Below are 22,377 nucleotides of genomic sequence, written 5' to 3'. Positions count from 1 at the left end.
TGACCGCAGGCCTCAATCGCATGACTCCACGTTGCAGGCCGGCAGTTGCCCTCTCCGGGCCTACCGTGTCCGCCGGGGTGGCACGGGCCTGGGTGGATGCGGCCGTCGCCAGAGATGTCAGCGCGAGCGCGCTGCTCGAACGAGCGCAGCTGGATGCGCATGAGCTCGAGGACCAGAACCTGCGCATCCCGCTGGCGAGCCTGGTGACGTTGATTCGCTCCGCCAAGGAGCTGTCCGGCGATCCCGCCCTCGCGTTGCACCTCGGCGAGACGATCGACTGCGCGGACTATTCGGTCGCCTCGATGCTCAGTTACGCCTGCGAGACCGTGGCCGACGCGCTGGCGCAGCGAAATCGTTACGGGAGGCTCATGGCCGACCTCGAGTTCGAGGGGCACGATCGCTACCTTCTCGAGCGCACCGCGGGCCGCGTCTGGCTGATCGACACCCGCAGGAACCCGAACGAGATTCCGGAGCTCACCGAGGCCTTCTTCGCCCGCGTCGCCTCGGCGTCCCGCCAGCAGCGCGAGACGCCGTTCCTGTTGGCAGCTCACTTCACGCACGCCGAGCCGTCGTATCGCGCCGAGTACGAACGGATCTTCCGCGTGCCCTTGGTGTTCGGCAGCGACAGGAACGCGCTACTCATGGATGCGGCCTGGCTCGAGCAGCGGATCGCCGTCACGCCCCGTTACGTCTTCGGCATCTTGAGTGCGCACGCCGAGGCGCTGCTCGCGAGCCTCGAAGGCGCGAAGACCTGCCGTGGCCGGGTCGAGGGCCTGTTGATGCCGATCCTGCACACCGGAGAGGCCAGCATCGCGCTGATTGCCGGGAAGATGGGACTCAGCCGGCAGACGCTTTTCCGCCGACTGCGGACCGAAGGCGTGACGTTCGAACGGCTGCTCGACGAGCTGCGGCACCGGCTGGCACTGAGCTACCTGCAAGGAGAGAGAGTCTCGGTGAACGAGACGGCCTACCTGGTGGGCTTCTCCGACCCGGCGGCCTTCTCCCGCGCGTTCAAACGCTGGACGGGCAGCAGCCCACAGACGATGCGCCGGAGCGCAGGGAGCACTGGCGGAGACGTCGTCGGTGCGAAGTCGCCTCGTTCCTGAGGAGGAACGAGGCGAGCCACGCCGTGGTGCGCGGCCTGCCGGATGCCCCGGGCCCTCAGGCGAGTCGCAGCACCTCCGCGAGCTCGCCAGAGGGGCGCGTTTTCACCTCGAAGCGGCGCCCCTGGGCCTTCTCCTTGGCGAAGAACTTGGCGAGGCGGGTGCCGACGGCGGGGACGTTGAACTCGTCGGTCGGGTAGGTGAGGTGGAGGGTGAAGTCGTCGTCCGGTCGGGCGGCGACGATCATCTCGAGGGTGTCGAGATCGGGGTTGTCGAACTTGCCGTCGGCCGAGATCAGGTAGTGCCGGGCGCGGAGGCGACGGAAGGTGTCGGCGTCAACGTTGCGGTCGCTCCCGTGGTGCGGCACCTTCAGCACGTCGAGCGCGATCGACCCGTCCGCGTCGAGCCGACCGGTCTGTTCGAGCCCCTCGAGGATGTGGTCGCCGCGGGCGTCGCCGGTGAGCAGCACACGCTTGCCCTCGTGCTCGGCGAGCACCACCAGGCTCGACAGATTGAAGACCGACTCGTCGACGAACGCGGCGATCGCCGCCTGGCCCGCCGGCGTCGCCTCCTTCTTCAGGAGCAGCTTGATCTCCGTGTCCCAGGTCTTCTGGAGAGCCACGAGCTCGGCGTCGAGCGGCGCCACGACGGTGAGGGTCAGGCCGTCGAGGGCGATCGGTGCGTCGCGCCGGCGGACGAGCCCGCCGAAGGGCGGATTGCCGGCGAGTCCGAGGGCCGAGAGGAGCTTCGCGAGGATCCGTCCCTGCGGCACGCTCGCCAGAAGCCGCGAGCCTTCGCCGAGCAGGCGGTCGCCGAGCGACGCGACACTCAGCGCGGAGCCGGCGACGCCGACCCCGACCTGGTCGTTGCCGAGGAGGTCGTCGAAGGCGTTGTGCCAGAAGCGACGAACGCGCCAGGGAACCGGCTGGTGCGCTTCGTCGAGCTCCTGGACTTTGCGCATCATCTGCAGCAACCCGGCGATGTGGTCCTCGTCGACGTGCGAGACCATCGTCAGGTCGATCGGCAGCGGGTCGCCGGCGGCGAGCCCGCGGGCAGCGCGGAGCTCGGCGAGACGCGGTTTCAGCGCGTCGTTGAAGACGCCCGGCGGGCCGCCGTCGACGACGGCGAGGTGCGGGTCTGCCGCCGGACCCCAGTGCAGCAGGAGCGCATCGCCGTACTTCGCCCGCAAGGCTTCGAGCACGAACATCGCACCTCTCCTTTCAGACCGATTGCAGCGCGCGCAGGATGTCGAGCATCCCGGCGCCCTGGAAGTAAGGTTCGCGACCGAGGTCCGTCGCCGTCGCGCAGAGGATCTCCTTGACCCGCACCGGTTGACCGGCGAGCTCCTCGTGTCGGGCCATCAGGAGGGCGGCGCCTCCCGAAACGTGCGGCGCCGCCATGCTGGTGCCGTCCTTGAGCCCGAAGAGCGAGTCGGGGAGGGGTGCGGTGATCTTCTCGCCGGGGGCGACGAGATCCGGCTTGCGGCGCCCGTCGCCGGTCGGTCCACGGCTCGAGAAATAGCTGACGCCGTAGGTGTGCGGCCGGTAGCGATGCGTCGCGCCGACGGTGATCACCCCTTGGGTGTTCCCCGGGTCGGTGATGCTCGAGGTGTTGTAGGCGTCGACGACCCCCTCCTCGGCGGTCAGGTACCGGCGGTAGCCCTGGTTGCCGGCGGCGGCGACCACGACGACACCGGAGCCCACGACCCGCTCGCACTCCTCGCAGACCGGCGTGCGACCGCAGGCGTAGTTGGCCACGTCGTGCGGGATCGAAAGCGAAAGATTGACGCCGTGCACCACCGTGTAGTCGTGGGCCGCGTTGAGGTGGCGGATGAACTGCAGCGCCGCCATCACCGAGAACTCGTCGCCGTGTCCGTCGGCATCGAGCACGCGCAGGTCGAAGAGGCGCAGGTCGGGGGCGACACCGACGAGGCTCTCCTCGAGCTCGCCGTGCGCCTCGTTCGCTCGCCAATCGCCGGCGAGGATGCCGGCGACATGGGTGCCGTGATCGTTTCCCGGCGGCGCGTAGTCGGCCGTGGAGTGCGTCACCCGGAGAAGCGGAGCGAGGCGTTGCCAGTCGAGCGCGCGACCATGCTGGATGGCGCGGTTGAGCTCGGCGACCTCGACCTCGTCCGTCGTCGAACCGCTCCGGGTCCGGATGCGGCGCGCGAGGCCCGAGGGTTGTTCGACGGTGTCGGGGTCGAGCAGGAGGTCGAGCTCGGAGAAGTCGTAGGTTTCGACGATGCGCGTGCAGTTGACTGCGCGCCCGTTCTCGCCGACGAACGGCTCGGGACAGGCGCCGCCAGCGCGGTCTCGCGTGCGAAACGCCGGGTGACGGGCGTCGATCCCACTGTCGACGACGGCCCAGGCGAGCTTCTCGCAGGAGATGCCGAAGAGCTGGCGCGCGGCGTCCGCCTTTACCGCGAGCACCGATCGTGCGACCGTCGGGGTGACCGGCCGGTTGAGATTGACGGAGAAGACGCGGACCGCGGCAGGACCGGGCTCGACGCCGCGGATCAGGTCGGCGACGGCCGAGACGATGCGCCGCCAACCGGGATCGGGCGTCTCGCTGCCCGGGCCGGAGCGGGGGCGCGGGGTCGGCACGCGCTCCCAGGGGAGCGCCTCGCCCCGCAGGTGGAGCGCGAGCGCGCCGACGACGCGGAGCATCCAGAGGAGCCCGGGGGCGGGCCGCCCCGGCTTGGCGCCTTTGCGCGGCACGAGAGGAGGGTGCTCCGGATCGTCTACCGCCAGTGCGAGGGCGTCGATAGCTTCGCCCAGGCGCGCGATGTTCCAGCGGCGCCCGAGCTCGGCCCACCACTCGGTCATCGGCAGCAGAGCACGCACGAGGTCCTCGAAGTGCAGCGTCGCGGCAAGCGTCGTCTGGTTGTAGACGACGCGAGGCGCGAGCTTCTCCTCGTGGCCGAAGGGGGCGCGGGCCGCCGCCTGGGAAGGATGGCCAAGTCGCGCGCAGAGGTGCGTGCGGACCTCGCCGACCGCCGTCTGGCGCCATGGCGTGACGAGGAGCTTGATCGCCGGGTGAGGCTCGGATGGCGTCCCGTCGTCGCGGCGCGCCACCGGCCGTGCGTCGTCGAGACAGTCGGCGTAGGCCAGCCAGACGTCGGGCAGGACCGGCGTGTCCTGGGTGAAGCGCCGCGCCCGCCCGGCGCCGAACATCAGCTCCTCCATCAGCCGGCGAGAGAGCCGCGGAGCAGGCGCTTCACGGGGAGATGGCATGGTCGGCTCCTTTCGGTTCCGCGACGGCCAGCGCGCTCGACGCGATCGCCGAGGACGACGAGGGCGGTCAGCTCGGCCCGGGGTGCGTCGAGGTCGCGGCGGCGGTCGGCGCTGCGGGAGCGACCTCGGCGATCGGGTAGACCGTCTTCACGTAGAGGTAGAAGAAGACGAGCGAGAGGACGAAGACGAGAACCCCGACGAGCCGCGAGCTCACCTCGACCCCCTTGCCGCCGATGGTCAGTCGCGTCGGAGCCGACTCCTTGCGGTAGACGTGCCAGAACGAGAGGCCGAGCCCGGAGAGAACGATGAGCACGACGAGGCAGAAGATCAGCTCGGTCGAGCGTTGCTGCCAGGCGAAGGTCGCCGCGCGCTGGGCGAGGCGCTTCTCCTCGTAGGCGAGTTGGAGGTCGGCATACTTCGCCTCGACCTCGAGCGCATGCAGCACCGCCCGTTCGCGTGCCGCCTGAAGCTCGGGCGAGTCGCCCGGCGCGGCGAGCCCGGGATCGGCACTCAGGTGCCACTTGTGAAGGTCGATCTGCTGTTGCGCGCCGGCGCCGACGGCAAGTGCGGCCACGGCGAAAAGGGCCAAGGCGATGCCGGACCCCGTCGATCGCGGCCCGGCGTTCACGCGCCGCCTCCGCCGAGGAGCTGGCCGGCGACCGAGAGGCGGTACATCAGGAGGTCCCGGTCGCACGCTGCGGGTGCCGCAGCCTCGTAGTCCTTCACCGTGACGTTGACCTTGCCGGCGGCGCGGGCGAGCGCCGCCCGGATCTCCTGGTCGAGCCCGCCGGAGGCGAGCATTACCATCGGCGGGACGGCGCAGGGATCGGCGGTGCCGGTCGGAGACCAGCCGCCGGGGTCGATCGACTGGAAGACCACGGTGCCGCCTCCTGGCTGCGGTGGGGCAACGAGAATCGGGCGGTCGATCTGCTGGCACTCCGGGCACTCGGCACGCAGCCGTTCGCGCAGGGCGGGCGAGGCATCGGCGGCGAGCCAGAGGGTCGGCTGCTCACCCCCGCCGCGCGCCGGCACCGACCCGCCGCCGAGGTCGCGGAGGGGGATCGCTTCGGCCGGTCGAATCAGCCGACAGCCTGGGCAGAGCTCGGCGACCTTGGCGAGCCGGGCCGCCGCGTCGTCGGCGACGGCCGGGGTCCACAGCTTGGCGGCGCGAAAGACCGGGCTTTCGAGCAGACGGACCCGCTCGGCGGCGAAGCGCTCCGCCGCCAGTCGCTTGTCGGCCGCCCGCCGCTCCTCGATCTGGACCTTCTCGACGCGGCTGCGTGCTGCCGTGGCCTGGTCGCTCGCGCGCTCGCCCGGTTGGGCTGCCGTCTGGGCCACAGCGCTCGCCGCGAGAAGGACGAGCAGGGACGCGGAACCGGCCGTTCGTTTGCATCCGTTCATCGGAGCCCTCCCTTCGCGTGACGCGTGCCGTCGTCGTCGGCGAGCCGGTGGGAACCTCCCTCATCTCAGATTCACGTCGACCGTTCCTCGATCAGGCCGGCTTGAACAGATCGGCGAGGATGTTCTCGGCAAACGCCGCGCGTTGCTCTTGCAGGTCGTCGACCGGCTTGCCCTTCTTCTGCGCCTCGGCGATGCGCCGATCGAGCTCGTCGACTTTCGAGCGGAAGCGGAAGTCGCTGTAGAGCTTCGTCGCTTCGACCAGTGCGTCGATCGAAGCCGTCGCCTGGTCCTTCTGACCGAAGAAGCGTCCGAGAAGCTCGGCGCCGACGGCGGCCGGCACGAAGTCCTTCAGGTCGTCGTGTGCCCTGCCGTCGACCGAGAGCACGACGTAGGGCTCGTCGCCGCGGTATTCCTTGCCGGTCTGGCAGTGCACGAGGCGACCGGATTCGTCGACCTGATAGTCGACGGTGATCGTCGCATCCTCCTTGCCGGAGGTGATCAGGTAGTAGCCGGCGGCGGCGATCGGCTTGCCGGCGAAGGCGAAGTTCAGCATCTCGCTCAGGCTCAACACGGGCGCCTTGTCGAAGAGCGCTTCGCCCATCTGCCCGACCGCCTTCAAGAGCGACCCGGCCGCCAGCAGATAGGTGGAGTGGGCAAAGAAGAGCGGCACGCCGGCGAGTGAGGTGAATGCACCGCCGAGATTCCCCAGCGTCTCCTCGGGCCAGCGATCGAAGATCAGGTCGAAGCTCACCGTCAACGCGGAGTCGACGAGCGCCGGGACGTAGAAGACGATCGGCGTCCCCTGGGCCGTCGCCGCGGGTGTCTGCAGGGTCGATCCCGCCGCCGTCTTCGGACAGAGGAAGTTGAGCGCCCGAGGACAGGCTCCGGAGGTGGCGATGCTCTTGACCGCCGAGGTGAGCAGGAGGTCCTTCTTCGCGCTGCCGCCGAAGACGCTCTGTGGGTGCTTGCCGGTGTAGACCGTGGTGACCATGACGACGAGCGGTTTGCCCGGGCCGACCTCGGTCCAGGCGATGGCCGGTGTCTTCTTGCCGCCGTTGGCGGTGAAGGGAACGTGCGTGGCGACGAGGTTCTTCTGCGAGGCGACGCCGGTCGAGAGCTCGACCGACAGCGCCTTCGTTCCTCGTGCCTTGGCTCCGCGGAGCCTCAGCAAGTCCGCTTGGCGTTCGATGGACTCGTCCTGCGTGACGAGGGCACTGCCCAGTGCGCGATAGATCGGCATCGAGGAGTCTCCGGTTCCGAGAACGTTTTGGCTCTCACTAGGAACACGAACGAACGGGGCGATTCGGTCATGCGATGCCGATTGTTCGCGGTGCGTGAGCGAGCGCCACCGGGTGCGGCGTCAATCGGACTCGCCTTCTCTCGGTTGTGCGGACTCCTGTCGCGAGCGCTGCAGAAGAGTCAACCGAGATGTCGTTGACTCGCGCGCCCGACGCTCCTAAGCTCCGCCCACAATTCGACGACCACAGCGAAGGAGCGAGCGGATGGCGAGGATTCAGCAAGTCATCACGATGAAGGCGAAGCGTGCGAAGGTGCTGCATCGCAGTGTGGGCAAGCCGTTCGCGATCCAGATCGACCGGATCAACGGTGCCGCCGCCGACAGCATCGGGCCCGATGCGGCGACCTTCCTCCATCGCATGGTGGGCGGAGTGGTCCCCAGTCTCGAGGCCCCGACGCTCTTCCTGTCGATGACCGGTGCGCAGTGCCTGCCCGTCGGCAGCATCCGCGGCAGGCTGCGCGAGAACATCGGGTTGAACGAAGCGTTGGTGAACTACACGGTGCTCACCGAAGGGGACGCGTAGGCGGATCGCTTTCCTCGAGTCGCTCGAGTGGACCGGCTCGGCGCCGCGGCGCGCGTCGCCGGCCGCTCGAACGTCGCGGAAGGACTACGGGTTCTTCCGGGCGATCTTGCGATGCAGCTCGCCGACCGTCATCAGCGCGGCGGAGCCGTAGTGCTTGTGGTACTCGGCGACCATTTCGCCGGAGATGACGACCGGGTCGGTGGCGACGATCTTCTTCGCCTCGTCGAGATCGTCGACGGCGAGGATGAAGAGACCGCGCCAGCCGTCGACGTTGTCGAGCGGCCCGGCGTAGGCGAGCTTGCCCTCCCGCGACAGGCGCTCGATGTTGGCGAAGTGGCCGCGGAAGATCGCGTCGCGCTCGGGGCCGTCGGGCACGCGCGTGGGGCCGGTCTTGAGAATCACCAGCACGTAGGCGCGCATGCCGTTCTCGTCGGCGCCGAGCGAGCGGGCGAGCGCTTCGTCATAGGCGGGTGCCGTCGCCGCCACGGGAGCGGTCGTGGCGGGAGTTTCGGCGGCGGCGCCGGCCGCGATCGCGAACGTCATCGTCGTCATCCAGCAGGCGAGCTTCGACATGAGACCTCCGTTGCGGCGGCCCGGAGCCCGAGACGGCGACGAGCCGGTGCGCGGAGCTCGGAGCGGGTGCGTGGCGGGAGTATGCCACCGCCTGCACCGAGGCGCTCCGGCGGTCTCAACGGTCCGTCGCGGCGGCGAGCTCGGCGAGATCGAGCGGCTCGGTGACCATCGCCAGGTTGCCGTCGGCGTCCCGCGGCCATTCCGACTCCGGGCGGTCGCGGTAGAGCTCGACGCCGTTGCCGTCCGGGTCGCGCAGATAGAGCGCCTCGGAGACCCCGTGGTCGGCGGCTCCGTCGAGCGGGATGCCGGCGGCGAGCAGTCGGCGTAGCGCATCGCCGAGGGCGGCTCGCGTCGGATAGAGGATGGCGAAGTGGTAGAGCCCGGTCGTCCCGGGTGCGGGTGGCCTCCCGCCGCGGCTCTCCCAGACGTTGAGCCCGAGATGGTGGTGGTACCCGCCGGCGGAGAGGAACGCCGCGCCGGGGCCGAAGCGCTGGGTCAGCTCGAAGCCGAGCACGTCGCGATAAAAGGCGAGCGCGCGGTCGAGGTCGGCGACCTTGAGATGGACGTGGCCGATCCGTGTGCCGGGATCGATCGCGGCGGGTGTCTGTCGAGTCATCGTTCGTCCCTTCCTTCGCGGCGTGCGGTTGGCCGTTGCTCGGCGACGGTCGCCGTCCGTTCCCTTCGGCGTTCGGCGCGGCTCGCCGTCGCGGAGCGTTCGTCCCGACGGGCGAGCACGCGGCGGATCATGCTCTGGGCGAGCTCGTGCTCCCCCAGGAAGACCTCGGTCAGCGCCTCGCCGCGCAGCAGCGCGGCCTCGTCCTCGCTGTGGGTGCGCAGCAGGATCTCGATCGACGGGCGGAGGCGGCGGGCGATCTCGACCATCTGGCGCGCCGCGAAGGTCTCGGGTGCGGCGATGACGAGCAGGTCGGCGTGCAGCAGATGCGCCTGGGCGAGGACGGTCGGGTCGGAGGCGTCGCCCGAGATGGCGGGCAGACCCTGCGCGCGCAGCTCCTCGACCAGCTCGCGGTTCTGCTCGGCGACGACGAACGGGATGCGACGCTCGGCGAGGGCCTCGGCGATGCGCCGGCCGACGCGACCGTAACCGACGAGGACGACGTGTCCGGTGAGACGCGACGGGTCGGTCGATGGCGGGAGCTCGGCGAGCGGGTCCTCGCGGTGCTCGAGCCGCCGGGCCAGAGCGGAGCGCCGCGAAAGCCAGCGGCGAGCGGGTTCGACCGAGCTGAAGACGAACGAGTTCAAGGCGATCGACGCGAGGGCGGCGGTGAGGATCAGGTTCTGTCCCTCGTGCGACAGCAGCCCGAGGCGGACGCCGAGCGCGGCGACCATGAAGGAGAACTCGCCGATCTGCGCGAAGCCGGCGCCGAGAGTGAGCGCCGTCTTCAGCGGATAGCGGAAGAGGAGCGCCAGGGCGCCGGCGGCGAGCGGCGTTCCGATCATCACGATGGCGACCACGACGACGACGCGGCCGGGCTCGGCGAGCAGCACGCGCGGGTCGAAGAGCATGCCGACGGAGACGAAGAAGAGCACCGAGAAGGCGTCGCGCAGCGGCAGCGACTCGGCGGCGGCGCGATGGCTGAACTCGGACTCGCGCATCAGCATGCCGGCGAAGAAGGCGCCGAGCGCGAAGGAGACGTCGAAGAGCTTCGCCGAGCCGTAGGCGACGCAGACTGCGGTGGCGATGACGCAGAGTGTGAAGAGCTCCCGCGAGCCGGTCTTGGCGACGCCGAACAGCAGGCGGGGGAAGAGGCGGCGACCGACGACCAGCATCGACACGACGAAGGCCGCGAGCTTGGCGAGCGTGACGAGCAGGTCGAACCCGAGGCTCGTCCCGCCCGAGTGGGGGGGCGCGCCACCGAGCGTTCCGGCGAGCGGCGGCAGCAGCACGAGCACCAGGACCATCGCCAGGTCCTGGACGATCAGCCAGCCGACGGCGATCCTGCCGTCGATCGTCGTCAGCGCGTTGCCATCCTCGAGCGCGCGGAGGAGGACGACCGTGCTGGCGCACGAGAGGGCGAGACCGAAGACCAACGCCGCTCCGGGGCTCCAGCTCCAGCTCGTCGCCGCGACGATGCCGAGCGCCGTGGTGACGACGACCTGGACGATCGCACCCGGCACGGCGACGCGGCGCACGGTCAGCAGGTCCTCGAGCGAGAGGTGCAGGCCGACGCCGAACATCAGCAGCATCACGCCGATCTCCGCCAGCTGGCCGGCGAGGCTGACATCGGCGACGAAACCGGGCGTGCCGGGTCCGATGACGATGCCGGCCACGAGGTAGCCGACGAGCGGCGGCATGCGCAGCCGCGTCGCCAGCAGGCCGAGGATCATCGCCAGGCCGAGCGCGGCGGCGACGGTGGTGATGAGCGAGACGTCGTGGGGCATGTCCGACGGCGATTATGGTCGAGGAGACGAATCGGTGCGCGTTCGCTCCGCACGTGCGGTGCGAGAACGCGCGGTACCGAGCAGCGCCGCCGCCCCCCGCGCCGGGCGAGCGGTGCGATCGCGCGCGCCGGCGAGCGACTACTTCGGCTTCTTCTGCGCTTCGCCGGTCATCGGCACGAAGCGCACCGGGATGATGTTCTTCTTGTCGACGCCGTTCGGCGTCTTGGTGAGCACCAGGAGATCCTGGAAGAAGGCACCGACGGGGATGACCATCCTTCCGCCGACCTTGAGCTGATCGAGCAGCGGCTGCGGAATCCGCTCGGGGGCGGCGGTGACGACGATCGCGTCGAAAGGCGCGGCCTCCGGCCAGCCCTGATAGCCGTCGCCGATGCGCGTGTGGACGTTCTTGTAGCCGAGCTCGCCGAGGATCCGCTGCGCCTGCCTGCCGAGCGGCTCGAGGATCTCGATGGTGTAGACCTCGCCGGCGACACGCGAGAGCACGGCGGCCTGATAGCCCGAGCCGGTGCCGATCTCGAGCACCCGCTCGTCGCCGGTCAGGTCGAGCAGCTCGGTCATCAGCGCGACGATGTAAGGCTGCGAGATCGTTTGCTGCGCGCCGATCGGCAGCGGGTAGTCCTCGTAGGACTGGGCGCGGAATGGCTCGGGGACGAAGAGGTGGCGCGGCACCGCCTTCATCGCCTGGAGCACCGCCGGCTGGCGGACCCCGCGGGTGACGATCTGCGTGTCGACCATGCGTTCGCGCAAAGCGGCCATGGCCTCCTCCTGTCCGACGACCGGCGAGGCAGCGAGCGCCAGTGCTCCCGCCAGGACCAGGGTCGCGGCGACGGCCGAACCGCGGAGCAGTGGCCGTTGGACGACGGCGTGGCGAGGACGAGGCACGAAAATCACGGCGACAGGCATTCTCCACGGGACGAGAAGCAAAACACAAGCCACGTGGCTGCTAGGATCGATGCATGCCAGCTTTCGAACCCCTGACGCTCGCCGCGATCCGTGCCCGCGTCGACGAAGCGGCCAGCCGGGCGACGGCCGACGGCATCGCGATCGCCTGGCTGGAAGTCCGGCGCGAAGCGATCTGCGAGGGGGGCGTCCGCGGTCGCTGGCTGCGCCGCACGAGCGAACCGTCGTCGTTCGCGTCCGCGAAGGAGGACGGGTCGGCGAGAGCCGGACCGGCTCCGGAGGGTCGACCGACCTCGAAGCCGCCGTCCGGGCCGCGGTGGCGGCGAGCCGGGTCGCGGCTCGTCCCGACACGGGGGAAGCGCCGGGTGGCATGGGGCCGGAGGAGCCGCTGCCGATGCTCTTCGACCCCGCCGTCGCTTCGCTCGAGTTGGAGTCGGTCAGGACCCGCCTTGCCGGAATGGTCGCGCGGCGCGAGGTGGCGGAGGTCGACTGGGCCGTCGGCCGGCTGGTGGTCGGCGGGAACCTGGCCACGCCGCGGACGGCGGAGCTGACGGCGATCAGCCTGGCGGTGCGCTGCGGGCGGCGGCCGGGAGCCGGGAGCGCCGAGGGGGCCGCGCGGTCGCTGGCCGCGCTCCCCTTCGAGGCGATCGTCGAACGAGCCCGCGCCGCCCACGGCGGCACCGGCCTCGGCGAGTTGCCGGACGCACCCGTCGCAGCCGTCTTCGCCGCGACGGCGGCGGTCGAGCTGTTCGAGTCCCTGGCGGCGCTTTCGCGGACGCAGGGCGGCGAGTCGGAGCTCGGCTCCGCGCTGACCGCGCTCGGCCTCGAGCTCGTCGACGAGCCGCGGGGCGAGGGGTTGCCGCTGCCCTGGGATCTCCTCGGCCGGTCGCGCGAGCGGGTGGCCTGGCCCGCCGGAGAGGCTCGGGAAGGCGCGGACCCCCCGTGGATCGGTCGCAATTGGGGCCTGCGGGGCGGCCTGGTGAAGCCCGAGGAACAGTGGCTCGTCGAGTCGGCGGGGGGCCTGTGGGTGGGGGCGGTTTCCGGTGTCGAGCGGGTGCCGGCACGCGGCGGAACGCTGCTCCGCTGGACGGGGCGCGGTCTGCGGCGGATCGACGCGAGCGGTCAGCTCGGCGACCCGGTTCCGGACGCTCAGTTCGAGGTCGGTTTCGACTCGCTACTCGGCGCGATTCGCGGCTGCGGCCCGCTTTCCACCTGTCGGGCCTCGAGCGATCGTCTCTGGGGCGGCTTCTCGGCGCCATCGATCGCCGTGGGGTCTCTTCCGGTCGGCCGCCCCCTCGCCATCTGATCCGAAGCGCGGCGCTCCGCCGCTCGAGCTGCGGAGACTTCGGCGCGACCGACGTCGCGGGCCGTCGTGGGTCGACGGCTTCGCGACTCGCCCCCTGCGGTGGTTCGGAGCTGTTACCCGGCTTCAGGGATCGCGCCGCAACAGCACCACGGTCTGGTCGTCGCCTTGGGGAGCGCCGTCGACGAAGTCGGTTGCCAGGCGGTCGATCTCCCGCACGATCGCCTCGAGCGGCTCGCCGCGGCGAGCCACCAGCAGGTCGGCCAGTCGTTCGAGACCGAACTCCTCGTCGTCGGCCGACGTCGCCTCGGTGATGCCGTCGCTGTAGAGGCAGAAGAGGTCGCCTGGATCGAGACGAAGGTCCTCGGTGCGATAGGAGACGTCGCGCAGCAGGCCGATCGGCAGTCCGCCGGTGCGCATCTGGACGACCTCGCCGTTGGCTCGCACCAGCAGTCCCGGGTTGTGTCCGGCATTGAGGTAGGTGAGCTCGCCGCTCGTCGGGTCGAGGTCGACGACGAGCAGCGTGATGAACTTGTTCGGCGCGCTCGAGGCCAGCACGTGCTCGTTGAGCCGGACGAAGAGCTCGGGCCCGAGCTCGGCGCGGTCGGTGAGCAGGTGGAGCGCCGAGTGCAGCGTCGACACCAGGAGGGCCGCCGGCACACCCTTGCCGGAGACGTCGCCGACGGTCACCGCGAGGCGGCCGGAGCGCAGTCGGAAGAAGTCGAAGTAGTCGCCGCCGATGTGCCGCGCCGGGCGGTTCCAGCCGGCGAGCGCGTAACCCGGGACGTCCGGGACGCCCTTGGGCAAGATGCTGCGCTGGATCTCCGAGGCGAGCTCGATCTCCCGTTCGAGCCGCTCCTTCTCGAGCGCCTGGCGGTGGAGGTTGGCGTTTTCCAGGGCGATGGCCGCCTGGTTGGCGAGCAGGCCGAGCGTGCGGCGGTCGCTCTCGCGGAACGGGCCGACGCCGCGCCGGTCCTCCTTGTCGGCGACGACCAGGAGACCGCGCGGCACGGCGTCGATCGCCACCGGCACGCCGAGGACGAAGGTCGCGCCCGGCACCAGCGCGGTGACGGCGGCACTGTCGCCCGCCTGCAGAAGGTGGCTGCCGCCGTTGTCGGCCGTGTCGACCACCGGCAGGGCGCCCCCGCCGAAAGCGCGGTTCAAGCGGAGCATCCGGCCGTCGAGCAGGTAGAGGGCGCCGCGCCGGGCGTCGAGCAGCGAGACGGCACGCATCAGGATCTCTTCGCAGAGCCGGTCGAGGTCGAGCGTCGAGGCGATGGCCAACCCGACGTCGTAGAGCGCCTCGAGCTCGACACCGCGGTAGTTCGCCTCGAACCCGCGCTCCTTGAGCTGGCGCCGCAGGCTGAGCCCGCGCACGGCGACGGCGAGCAACTCGGCGAGCGGGGATTCCGGGGGGGCGACGTCGTTGGCCACGGCGGCGGGCCAGGCGATGAGCGCCTCGCCGAGGCGCAGCGACGGCTGGTTTGCCGGAAGCGGCTGGGCGAGCCGTTCGGCAAGACCGCCGGCACCGGCGGAGGCCTCGAGTCGCCAGCCTTGCTCGGTCGGCAGATAGAGACCGAGGGCGGGCGTCGCGGTGTCGGCGCGCCAAGTGTCGAGCAGCCGCTCGACGAGCGACCGCTCGGCGCCGTCGCCCGCCGCGAGCGCCGCGAGCTCGCGCCAGGCGCGGATCGCGGGTGCTGAGGGGAGGGTCATGCCGTGCCCGTGAGGGCGAGGACCGCGGCGGGCTCGTCCGGGAAGATCCCGGCGTACTGGGCGAGCCCCATGATGTGGAAGGTCTTCTCGATCGTCGGAGTCAGCGAGCAGAAGGCGAGCCGCCCCTCGATCTCGATCATCCGCTCGATGATCTCGATGAGGATGGAGATGCCGATGGAATTGATGATCTTGGTTCCCGTCAGGTTGAGCAGGAGGTGCCGATGACCCTGGTCGATGAGGTCGTAGGCCGTCCGGGCGATCTCTTCGCCGCCCTGATTGTTGATGTAGCCGTCGGTGTAGATGACCGCGAGGCCTTCGCGGCGGTCGACGGTCAGCTTGAGTCCTTCGGTCATCGTGGTGGCCCCTTCCTTCATCGCGACTTGCACATCACGACCGTCGTGCCCTGCGCGCCCGACTGAATGCTCACCTCGTCCATGAGGCCGCGGATGATCTTAATGCCCCAGCCGCGTTTCCGCTCCGACTTGATCTTGGTCTCGATCTTCGGCTCTTCGAGGCTCTCCGGCGCGAAGCCGACACCGCGGTCGTGGACCGTGATGCGGAGCGACTCGGGGTCGGGCGCGCCGAGAACCGTGAAGGTGATCTCCAGCGTGTGATCCGGAGCGTGGCTGTGCTCGAAAGCATTGATGCAGGCCTCGACCACCGCCATCCGGACTTCGTCGATCTTATCCGCACTCATGCGGACGAACTCGGCCACCGCGGTGGCCGCCTGACTGGCGACCACTTCCATGTCCGGTGCCATCGGCAGCACCAGGCGGATCTCCCGCAGCGGGGCCTGCTCAGCCATCGACCGCTCCCGGCCTCGAGGCGAGGGTCAGAAACTCAGGTAGGCCTGGAGCAGGTAGACGGCGAGTGGGTGGATCTTGTCGTTGAGGAGCAGCCAGACGAACGATCCGACCGCCGCCAGGGCGAAGACCCGATCGGCGTGCGCGACAGGAAGGTGAAGGACCGTGAGCTGACGGGCAATGGACTGGAGCATGGGATGTCTCCTCGGACGGTTGCCGAGGAGAGCAACTCTGCTGCCAGGTTCCCGCGCCGCCGAGAATGTCGATCCAACCCATTGTCGTTGCAGGAGCTTAGCCCGAAACGACGGAGCGTTGGCGAAATGCCGCGCCGAATCGCGCGCGAGACATTTTGTCGCACCTGTCCGACTCGAGGAGGTGCGCAACCCCGGCAAAGGGCATACGTAGCGGCACCGCCGAGGTTTCGCGACATCTTGTCTCGCATCGGACAATATGGCTCATTGCTCTAGAAGCCCTTGCGCAGCAGGGTGCGACGGCTGAGGCCCAGCAGCTTGGCGGCTGCGCTCTTGTTTCCTCCGGCCAGGCGGACGACGCGCGCGATGTGGCGTTGCTCGAGAGCCGAGAGGTCGAGCGTGTCGGTCGCCTCGGCCGGTGTGCCGCCGGCCCCGAGCAACGAGCGGACGATCTCGCGGTCGATCCGCCGGTCGGAGAGGGTGATGGCGCCTTCGACCAGGTTCTGCAATTCGCGGACGTTGCCCGGGAAGTCGTGTCCGAGCAGGAAAGCGAGCGCCTCGGGCTGCCAGGCGGGCGACGGGATCCCTTCTCGAGCGCAGAACGACTCGGTGAAGTGGCGCACCAGATGCGGGATGTCCTCGCGGCGCTCGCGCAGCGGCGGCAGGACGATCTCCACGCCGCGGAGGCGGTAGTACAGGTCTTCGCGGAACGTCCCGGCGAGGATCATCGCCTCGAGATCGCGATGCGTCGCGGCGACGACGCGCACGTCCACCGCGACGGTCTTCTCGCTGCCGACCCGCACCACCTCGCGCTCCTGGATGGCGCGCAGCAGCTTGACCTGCAGTGCCGGCGCCATGTCGCCGATCTCGTCGAGGAAGAGCGTGCCGCCGGAGGCCAGCTCGAGCTTGCCGCGCCGGGCCTGGACGCCGGTCGCCACACCGCCCTCGATGCCGAAGAGCTCGCTTTCGAGCAGTGACTCCGGCAACGCGCCGCAGTTGAGCGCGACGAGCGGCCCGCTGCGGCGCGAACCGACGTGCAGGAGCTTGGCGATGAGCTCCTTGCCGGTGCCGCTCTCGCCCCGGACCAGGACGTTCACACCGCGCGGCGCGACGCGCTCGACGAGCTCGATGACGCGCCGCATCGGCGGCGCGTGCGCGACGATGCGCTGACCCGAGACCTCGTCGACCAGCCGCCCGCGCAGCGCCTTGTTCTCCTCGGCGAGCCGTTCGCGTTCGCCCGACAGCAGCTCGAGCCGCCGGGCGCCGTCGAGGGCCACGCCAGCCAGCGAGGCGACCGATTCGAGAAAGCGACGATCTTCGGCCGAAAAGGCGCTCCCCGCGGCGCCGCGCTCTTCCTTGTCGAGCAGCGCGAGGTAGCCGAGGAAAGTGCCGCGGTAGGCGAGCGGCGTGGCCAGCAGGTCGGTGAAGCGCCGTCCGGCGAAGCTCCCGACATGGCGCTCGAGCGCCCCGCCCTCGGCGAGCAGGTCGCGCCAGAGGGGCTCGGCGAGCAGGCGCTCGGCCGAGGGCGGCTCGTCGATCCACCCGACCAACGCGGCGGTCCCCGAGCCGTCGGCCTCCTGCGTCACCGCGACCGCCGCCGCCGGATCGAGCACCGTGCACACCCGCTGCAGCAGCTCGTCGACCAGCTCGCGCTCCCCGCGCTCGGCGTGCAACGCGAGCGCCAGGTCATACAGCGTCTCGAGCTGCAGAATCCGCCGCTTCTCGGCGAAGGAGGGCGCGTGAACCGGGGGCATCTGGAGGGGGATTCTAGGCGGCCCGGGCTTCGCCCTCCAGTCGACGGTCCGGTCGAGCCTGCGATCTTGCCCGGGAAGGAGAGGCACCACATCGCCCAGAGCTCGGATCGCCTTGCTCGAACTGACTCGCGGCAGCGCTGCCGCTGCAACGGTACGCCCGTCGAGCTCGTACACCCGGTGTGCCGACGGATCTGTCAGGGACCGACGAGAGCTTCGACTGGGCGAGTTATCTCGACCGCTATCCGGACTTGCGGTTGGCGGGAATCGAGGACGAGGCGGCGGCGACTCGGCATTGGCTGGCGTACGGGCGGGCCGAGGGGCGGGACGGAAGGCCGCGGCCGCGGGCGCCATCGCATTCGCTCGCCTGCCCCTCGGAGGCCTCGCTCTATCTGCGCGCCACCGGTGATCTCGTCTGCTGGGACGATGCCGGGAATGCCACCGTGCTGCAACGGTTCGACGCCACGCGGGACTATGCCCACGAGGTCTGGCTCGGCGAGCCGTACGAGGCCGTCCGCCGCCGCTTGCGGGACGGCAGGTTGCCGTTCCCGGAGGTCTGTGCGCGCTGTCTGGCTCTGCGAGCGCGCCCGACCTTCGGCAGCGACGCTGTCGCGCGCCGGCGCATCGAGGTCTTCCAGCTCGAGCCCTCTTACCACTGTTCCCTCGACTGCCCCGGATGCGTGCCGCTCGCCGTGCGCCGCCACGCTCCGCCCCAGCACCTCGAGGCGGGAAGGCTCGACAAGATTCTGTCCGACCTCGAACGGGCAGGAATCACCGTCGGTGCGTTCGATTTTCAGGGGCACGGCGAGCCGCTGCTGCATCCCGACGTCTGGGGCCTTGCGCGTCTGGTGCGAAGCCGCTTCCCGGCCTCGTACCTGTCGATGACGACAAACGCGCACGGGGTCGTCGATCCGTCGCGACTGGCGGGCAGCTTCGACGAAATCGTCTGCGCCATCGACGGCACCGTCCCCGAGACGTACCTGCGGTATCGGATCGGCGGCCGATTCGAGCTCGCCTGGCGCTTTCTCGTCGATCTCGCGAAGGCACGCCGCGCCACCGGGAGCACACCGCGGGTCGTCTGGAAATACGTGCTCTTTGCCCACAACTCCTCGCTCGCCGAGCTGGAAGAGGCTCGCCGGCGGGCCGTCGAGCTCGGGCTCGACGAGCTTCGTTTCGTCTTCACTCGCAACGGGCCGCCGGCCCACTCGGTGTCCACCATCGAGGGGTGGCTCGGGGACGACGACGGCCCGCGCATCTCACTGCAGCGCCACGAGCCTTCGCCGCTCGAGCTGGCGAGCCGGCTCGCCGAGGCCGAGCGTCGCCTCGACCAGGAGACCGAGGCCTGCGGCGAAGGAGCGTGGGAGCTCGCGCTCTCCGTGGGCCGGAATCTCGAGCGCTTCTTCCCCGATGGAGAGGCGCTTCCGCCCTCGTTCGCCGAAGTCGAAAAGGCTCTGCGCCTCACCCTGGGAAGGCTCGTGGAGGCAGAGAGCCTTCGGCTGCCGGAGACGTTGGAGAGATTCCTTCCGGTTTCGGACGACGAAGGCGAGAGCCGACATCGGCCGTCGACGGTCGATGCCGCCCGCACCGTGGATCTCATCCGCGAGTCGCGGCGACTGCTCGCCTACGCCCCGCTGGTCACCGGCCTGCGACCGGTCTATGCCGGTGCGGACGAGCTCTACCCTCAGTTCGTGGAGTCGGCGGTGGGCTGTGAGCTCGTCGACACCACGGGGCGCACACTGATCGACTGGATGAGCGGCTACGGCTCGGTGGTGCTCGGCTATCGCGACCCGGAGGTCGAGGCGGCGGTCGTCGACCAGATGCGCTGCGGACCGGTGGTCCCGTTCGGTCATCCGCTCGAGATCGAAGTCGCGCGGCGACTGGTCGAGGCGATTCCTTGCGCGGAGTCCGTCGGCTTCGGCAAGAACGGCTCGGATGCGGTGACGGCAGCGGTGCGCCTCGCGCGCCTCGCGACCGGTCGCGAGATGGTGCTCTACCACGGCTACCACGGCTTTCACGACTGGTTCGCCGCCGGGAATCCGGCGGTGGGGGGGGATTCCGGCCGGACTGCGCGAGCTGGTGGCGCCGTTCGCCTGGGGAGATCTCGAGGCGCTCGAGAGACTCCTGGCGCGACATCGCGGAAGGGTCGCGGCGGTCTGTCTCGAGCCGGCCAAGCAGCAGATGCCGCCGTCCGGTTGGCTCGCAGGGGTGAGATTGGAATGAGAAGGCCAACCCCCCTGTCGCAGTACCTTTGCGGTCTGCAGGTTGACGGGCTGGGGCCCAGAAAGGAGGTTGGCCGTGAAGAAGAATAGCAAGCGCGAGGGAGGGTGGACGGCGGGCCTGGACGTGGGCGACCGCTGGACGCAGGTGGTGGTGCTCGACCGGGTGAGTGGGGAGCAGGCAGGGCAGGAGCGGATCGGGAGGCTCGGAGGCCGCGTTGCGAGCCTGGTCGGCGCGCTGGGGCCCGATGCAGGTGGTGCTGGAGACGGGAGCGCAGTCGCCGTGGATGAGCCGGCTGCTGTCGAGTCTGGGACACGAGGTGATCGTGGCGGATTCGCGTCAGCTGCCGCTGATCGGCAAGAGCCGGAAGAAGACGGACGTGCTGGACGCCGAGACACTGGCGCGCTTGGCGCGTGTCGAGCCGAAGCTGCTGCATCCGGTGCGGCATCGAAGCGAAGCCGCTCAGCGAGAGCTCGAGGTGATGCGGGCGCGGGATGTCCTGGTGCGGATGCGCACGATGGCGGTCAATCACGTGCGCGGCGCGGTCAAGGCGATTGGAGGACGTCTGCCCAAGTGTTCGACGGAGGCCTTCCCTACACGTGCCGTGTCGGCCTTGCCGGAGAGCCTGCGGCCCTCGCTGCTGAGGATTCTCGAAACGGTGATGGAGCTGACGGAGCGGATCAAGGGCTTCGACCGTGAGGTCGAGGAGCCCGGCCGTCGTCATCCCGAGACCGAGCGCTTGCGTCAGGTCCCGGGCGTGGGCGTCGTCACGGCGGTCAGCTACGTGCTGACGATCGAAACCCCCGAGCGCTTCCGCCGCAGTCGAGAGGTCGGGGCCTACCTGGGACTGGTCCCCGGCGTCCGGGACTCGGGCGAGAGCCAGCCCCAGCTGCGGATCACCAAGCAAGGTGACCCCTTCCTGCGCAAGCTGCTCGTCCAAGCGGCCCAGTACATCCTGGGTCCCCTCGCACCCGACAGCGATCTGCGGCGATTTGGCGAAGCGCTGTCGAAACGCGGCGGCAAAGCGGCGAAGAAACGGGCGATCGTCGCCATCGCCCGCAAGCTCGCCGTCCTCCTGCATCGGCTCTGGGTGAGCGGCGAACCCTACGAGGCTCTGCGCACCGCCGCCGGGACTGCATGAAACGGCAACGACATCTCGGGTAGGAGAGGAGTCGACGACTTTGGGCCAGGGTCCGACCCGGGTCCGGGTGACTGCGACAGGTCCCTAGGCCTCGCAGGCCGCGAGTGAGATGGCAGCACCCGGCTCCGATCGGACACCAAAAGGCACCGAGCCCCACGCGGGCTCCTCGAGAGTGCGGATGGAAGCGTGGCACCGGACCCTCGCCCAAGACCTCGAGCGCGGCCGACAAGTCGGCCGATTGACACCACATGGCCTTCTCATGGAAGGGACCTCGCTCACCAGCACGGTGCCCTGCTGATCTTCGACGAGATCGTCACCGGTTTCCGGATTGCGCGGGGCGGCGGGCAGGAGCTCTTCGGCGTGATGCCGGATCTCGCCGCCTTCGGCAAGGCGATGGCCAACGGCTGGCCGATCTCGGCCGTCGTCGGCCGGCGTGTTCTCTTGCGGCGTTGGCCGGAGATCGGAGTCGACATGACGTGGCGGAGCGAGACGCTCTCGCTCGTCGCCGCCCGCGTTGTGCTCGATGTGCTCGCTCGTCGGCCGGTGCTGAGCCACCTGGCGGCGGTCGGCGACCGCCTGCGGAGCGGCTTCGCATCCGCGGCGAGGACGGCGGGTGTCGACGCCACCCTGACCGGCCCCTCGGCCCGCCTGACCATCGCATTCCGCGATCAGGCAGGCTTGGCGGCCCATCGCCTGCTCGAACAGTTCCTCGACGAGTGCCTGCGTCGCGGAGTGGTGACCAACGGGACGCTGTTGCCCAACGCCGCGCACGACGAGCGAGCGACCGAACGGACCGTCGAGGTCTTCCGTCAAGCGCTCGCCGTGCTCGGACGCGGCGTGGACCTCGGCCGGCTCGAAGGACCGGGGGCGCCGCGAGGGCCCTGGATCCAGGGTTGTGTCGATCAGGCTTCCGAACGAGCGGGCCGGGTCGAGCTCGCCGGTTGGCTGCTCGCCGAGGACGGGCGCTCGCTCACCATCGACTTGGTCGCGGCCGACGGCCAGGTGATCCCCGCCGAGCGGGTCCGCCGGACCGATGTCGCGGCGGCGTTTCCCTGGACCCGCGGCGCCCAGGAGTGCGGCTGGTCCGTTCGCCTTCCTCCCGCCGGCAGGGAGGGGTCGGAGCGCGTTGCACCGCTCGTGCTCCGGGCTCGTTACGGCGGGCGCGTGGTCTTCCGCTGCGGGCTCGTGGTACCCCCGAGTCGAATGCCGCTCGGCGAAGCCGTGGCGCTCTCGGCCGGTGGGCTGGTCGAAATCTGAGCGCGCGCCGCCGGAGCTCTGCCGTCAGCGGAGCGTGCGTGCGAGGAACCGACCGGTGTGGCTTTCCGGTAGCGCGGCGATCGCCTCCGGAGGGCCGGCGCCGAGCTTGACGAAGAACGCGACCGGGAGCGCCGCATCCCTCGACGCGGCAGGCGCGCAAGGGCAAGACCTGGCACTTCGGCCTGAGGCTGCACGGAGGGGCAGAGAGGCGGGGCTTGGTGCATCACGTGAGCTCGACGCACGCGGCGACCGCGGACATCACCCTGGTCGAGGCCGTGCTGCACGGCGAAGGGCGTGAGGTCTTCGCCGATCAGGCCCACTGGAGTGAAGCATCCGGGCAGAGCTTCCGCGCCGCCGGCGTGAGCCACCGGGTGGACCGGCGCGGCCATCGGCATCGCCCGCTCACGGAGCACCAGGGCGCGGTCAACCGAAGTTGAAGACGGCTCCCGGGCCCGAGGCGAGCCTGAGTCTGACCTCGTCAAGCGGCGTGGGGCTTCATGAAGGTGCGCTACCAAGGCCTGGCGAAGAACACGGCGCGCGCCTTCACGATGTT

20 protein-coding genes and 1 pseudogene are annotated in these 22,377 nt (G+C 70.2%); 7 read left to right on the top strand and 14 right to left on the bottom strand.

The genetic code is table 11. The features are described from left to right. The first annotated feature begins 20 nt into the window (after window positions 1–20). Window positions 21–1,106 carry an AraC family transcriptional regulator gene (locus tag IPJ17_21590; protein QQR76249.1) on the top strand — a complete coding sequence of 362 codons (1,086 nt, stop codon included), beginning with the start codon at window positions 21–23 and terminating at the stop codon, window positions 1,104–1,106. Between the two features lie 55 nt (window positions 1,107–1,161). Here IPJ17_21590 and IPJ17_21585 read toward each other — a convergent pair whose 3' ends face one another. From IPJ17_21585 to IPJ17_21565, 5 genes are all read right to left on the bottom strand, one after another. Then, window positions 1,162–2,310 carry a hypothetical protein gene (locus IPJ17_21585; GenBank protein QQR74022.1) on the bottom strand — a complete coding sequence of 383 codons (1,149 nt, stop codon included), beginning with the start codon at window positions 2,308–2,310 and terminating at the stop codon, window positions 1,162–1,164. Window positions 2,311–2,323: 13 nt separating this feature from the next. Then, complete coding sequence (locus tag IPJ17_21580) at window positions 2,324–3,928, bottom strand: S8 family serine peptidase (GenBank protein QQR76248.1); 1,605 nt, start codon at window positions 3,926–3,928, stop codon at window positions 2,324–2,326. A 475-nt stretch (window positions 3,929–4,403) separates the two neighbouring features. Beyond that, window positions 4,404–4,964, bottom strand: a complete 561-nt coding sequence (locus tag IPJ17_21575) for a hypothetical protein (GenBank protein ID QQR74021.1) — start codon at window positions 4,962–4,964, stop codon at window positions 4,404–4,406. Continuing rightward, window positions 4,961–5,737: a hypothetical protein gene (locus IPJ17_21570; GenBank protein ID QQR74020.1), complete on the bottom strand. Its 777-nt coding sequence runs from the start codon at window positions 5,735–5,737 to the stop codon at window positions 4,961–4,963. Before IPJ17_21570 ends, IPJ17_21575 begins: the two co-directional genes overlap by 4 nt. Before the next feature lie 91 nt (window positions 5,738–5,828). Next, a complete protein-coding gene (locus IPJ17_21565; GenBank protein QQR74019.1) occupies window positions 5,829–6,977 on the bottom strand; it encodes a hypothetical protein in 1,149 nt (382 codons plus the stop codon). A 262-nt stretch (window positions 6,978–7,239) separates the two neighbouring features. On the opposite strand from IPJ17_21565, the gene IPJ17_21560 reads away from it, so the two are divergent. Then, window positions 7,240–7,557 carry a hypothetical protein gene (locus IPJ17_21560; protein QQR74018.1) on the top strand — a complete coding sequence of 106 codons (318 nt, stop codon included), beginning with the start codon at window positions 7,240–7,242 and terminating at the stop codon, window positions 7,555–7,557. A gap of 84 nt (window positions 7,558–7,641) precedes the next feature. Here the strand turns inward: IPJ17_21560 and IPJ17_21555 are convergent, their stop codons facing one another. From IPJ17_21555 to IPJ17_21540, 4 genes are all read right to left on the bottom strand, one after another. Continuing rightward, entirely contained in the window at window positions 7,642–8,130 is a 489-nt protein-coding gene (locus IPJ17_21555) for a hypothetical protein (GenBank protein QQR74017.1), read from the bottom strand. 115 nt (window positions 8,131–8,245) lie between these two features. Beyond that, a complete protein-coding gene (locus tag IPJ17_21550; GenBank protein QQR74016.1) occupies window positions 8,246–8,746 on the bottom strand; it encodes a VOC family protein in 501 nt (166 codons plus the stop codon). Continuing rightward, window positions 8,743–10,530: a cation:proton antiporter gene (locus IPJ17_21545; GenBank protein ID QQR74015.1), complete on the bottom strand. Its 1,788-nt coding sequence runs from the start codon at window positions 10,528–10,530 to the stop codon at window positions 8,743–8,745. Before IPJ17_21545 ends, IPJ17_21550 begins: the two co-directional genes overlap by 4 nt. A gap of 138 nt (window positions 10,531–10,668) precedes the next feature. Continuing rightward, window positions 10,669–11,304 carry a protein-L-isoaspartate(D-aspartate) O-methyltransferase gene (locus IPJ17_21540; protein QQR76247.1) on the bottom strand — a complete coding sequence of 212 codons (636 nt, stop codon included), beginning with the start codon at window positions 11,302–11,304 and terminating at the stop codon, window positions 10,669–10,671. 538 nt (window positions 11,305–11,842) lie between these two features. Between IPJ17_21540 and IPJ17_21535 the strand changes: the two genes are divergently transcribed. After that, on the top strand, window positions 11,843–12,754 hold the full coding sequence (locus IPJ17_21535) for a hypothetical protein (GenBank protein ID QQR74014.1): 912 nt from the start codon (window positions 11,843–11,845) through the stop codon (window positions 12,752–12,754). A 123-nt stretch (window positions 12,755–12,877) separates the two neighbouring features. On the opposite strand, the gene IPJ17_21530 is transcribed toward IPJ17_21535, so the two are convergent. The 5 genes from IPJ17_21530 to IPJ17_21510 all read right to left on the bottom strand — a co-directional run bounded on the left by IPJ17_21530 (window position 12,878) and on the right by IPJ17_21510 (window position 17,212). After that, window positions 12,878–14,464, bottom strand: coding sequence for a SpoIIE family protein phosphatase (locus IPJ17_21530; GenBank protein QQR74013.1), 1,587 nt, complete (start codon window positions 14,462–14,464; stop codon window positions 12,878–12,880). Beyond that, window positions 14,461–14,817 carry an STAS domain-containing protein gene (locus tag IPJ17_21525; protein ID QQR74012.1) on the bottom strand — a complete coding sequence of 119 codons (357 nt, stop codon included), beginning with the start codon at window positions 14,815–14,817 and terminating at the stop codon, window positions 14,461–14,463. Before IPJ17_21525 ends, IPJ17_21530 begins: the two co-directional genes overlap by 4 nt. A gap of 17 nt (window positions 14,818–14,834) precedes the next feature. Beyond that, window positions 14,835–15,269: an ATP-binding protein gene (locus tag IPJ17_21520; protein QQR74011.1), complete on the bottom strand. Its 435-nt coding sequence runs from the start codon at window positions 15,267–15,269 to the stop codon at window positions 14,835–14,837. 27 nt (window positions 15,270–15,296) lie between these two features. Beyond that, complete coding sequence (locus IPJ17_21515; protein QQR74010.1) at window positions 15,297–15,461, bottom strand: hypothetical protein; 165 nt, start codon at window positions 15,459–15,461, stop codon at window positions 15,297–15,299. Between the two features lie 269 nt (window positions 15,462–15,730). Then, a complete protein-coding gene (locus IPJ17_21510) occupies window positions 15,731–17,212 on the bottom strand; it encodes a sigma 54-interacting transcriptional regulator (protein ID QQR74009.1) in 1,482 nt (493 codons plus the stop codon). A gap of 179 nt (window positions 17,213–17,391) precedes the next feature. Between IPJ17_21510 and IPJ17_21505 the strand changes: the two genes are divergently transcribed. The 4 genes and pseudogenes from IPJ17_21505 (at window position 17,392) to IPJ17_21490 (ending at window position 22,261) form a co-directional block, all read left to right on the top strand. Beyond that, complete coding sequence (locus IPJ17_21505) at window positions 17,392–19,518, top strand: aminotransferase class III-fold pyridoxal phosphate-dependent enzyme (protein QQR74008.1); 2,127 nt, start codon at window positions 17,392–17,394, stop codon at window positions 19,516–19,518. After that, window positions 19,505–20,567 (top strand): annotated as a pseudogene (locus IPJ17_21500) (IS110 family transposase). Before IPJ17_21505 ends, IPJ17_21500 begins: the two are co-directional and overlap by 14 nt. A gap of 186 nt (window positions 20,568–20,753) precedes the next feature. After that, entirely contained in the window at window positions 20,754–21,824 is a 1,071-nt protein-coding gene (locus IPJ17_21495) for an aminotransferase class III-fold pyridoxal phosphate-dependent enzyme (GenBank protein QQR74007.1), read from the top strand. 227 nt (window positions 21,825–22,051) lie between these two features. Beyond that, window positions 22,052–22,261 carry a hypothetical protein gene (locus tag IPJ17_21490; protein QQR74006.1) on the top strand — a complete coding sequence of 70 codons (210 nt, stop codon included), beginning with the start codon at window positions 22,052–22,054 and terminating at the stop codon, window positions 22,259–22,261. The last annotated feature ends 116 nt before the right edge of the window (window positions 22,262–22,377 follow it).

The sequence above is a fragment of the Holophagales bacterium genome (genome assembly GCA_016699405.1).
GTDB lineage: Bacteria > Acidobacteriota > Thermoanaerobaculia > Multivoradales > JAGPDF01 > JAAYLR01.
The sequence above is the reverse complement of the archived record's forward strand: the minus strand, read 5'-3'. Positions and strand labels throughout refer to the sequence as shown.

Bases quoted from the DNA above. Each gene is read 5' to 3' on its own strand.
- IPJ17_21520 (QQR74011.1), bottom strand. From the start codon at position 15,269: ATGGCTGAGCAGGCCCCGCTGCGGGAGATCCGCCTGGTGCTGCCGATG.
- IPJ17_21565 (QQR74019.1), bottom strand. From the start codon at position 6,977: ATGCCGATCTATCGCGCACTGGGCAGTGCCCTCGTCACGCAGGACGAG.
- IPJ17_21510 (QQR74009.1), bottom strand. From the start codon at position 17,212: ATGCCCCCGGTTCACGCGCCCTCCTTCGCCGAGAAGCGGCGGATTCTG.
- IPJ17_21570 (QQR74020.1), bottom strand. From the start codon at position 5,737: ATGAACGGATGCAAACGAACGGCCGGTTCCGCGTCCCTGCTCGTCCTT.
- IPJ17_21535 (QQR74014.1), top strand. From the start codon at position 11,843: ATGCTCTTCGACCCCGCCGTCGCTTCGCTCGAGTTGGAGTCGGTCAGG.
- IPJ17_21580 (QQR76248.1), bottom strand. From the start codon at position 3,928: ATGACCGAGTGGTGGGCCGAGCTCGGGCGCCGCTGGAACATCGCGCGC.
- IPJ17_21540 (QQR76247.1), bottom strand. From the start codon at position 11,304: ATGGCCGCTTTGCGCGAACGCATGGTCGACACGCAGATCGTCACCCGC.
- IPJ17_21585 (QQR74022.1), bottom strand. From the start codon at position 2,310: ATGTTCGTGCTCGAAGCCTTGCGGGCGAAGTACGGCGATGCGCTCCTG.
- IPJ17_21560 (QQR74018.1), top strand. From the start codon at position 7,240: ATGGCGAGGATTCAGCAAGTCATCACGATGAAGGCGAAGCGTGCGAAG.
- IPJ17_21545 (QQR74015.1), bottom strand. From the start codon at position 10,530: ATGCCCCACGACGTCTCGCTCATCACCACCGTCGCCGCCGCGCTCGGC.
- IPJ17_21515 (QQR74010.1), bottom strand. From the start codon at position 15,461: ATGCTCCAGTCCATTGCCCGTCAGCTCACGGTCCTTCACCTTCCTGTC.
- IPJ17_21550 (QQR74016.1), bottom strand. From the start codon at position 8,746: ATGACTCGACAGACACCCGCCGCGATCGATCCCGGCACACGGATCGGC.
- IPJ17_21590 (QQR76249.1), top strand. From the start codon at position 21: ATGACTCCACGTTGCAGGCCGGCAGTTGCCCTCTCCGGGCCTACCGTG.
- IPJ17_21555 (QQR74017.1), bottom strand. From the start codon at position 8,130: ATGTCGAAGCTCGCCTGCTGGATGACGACGATGACGTTCGCGATCGCG.
- IPJ17_21525 (QQR74012.1), bottom strand. From the start codon at position 14,817: ATGACCGAAGGACTCAAGCTGACCGTCGACCGCCGCGAAGGCCTCGCG.
- IPJ17_21530 (QQR74013.1), bottom strand. From the start codon at position 14,464: ATGACCCTCCCCTCAGCACCCGCGATCCGCGCCTGGCGCGAGCTCGCG.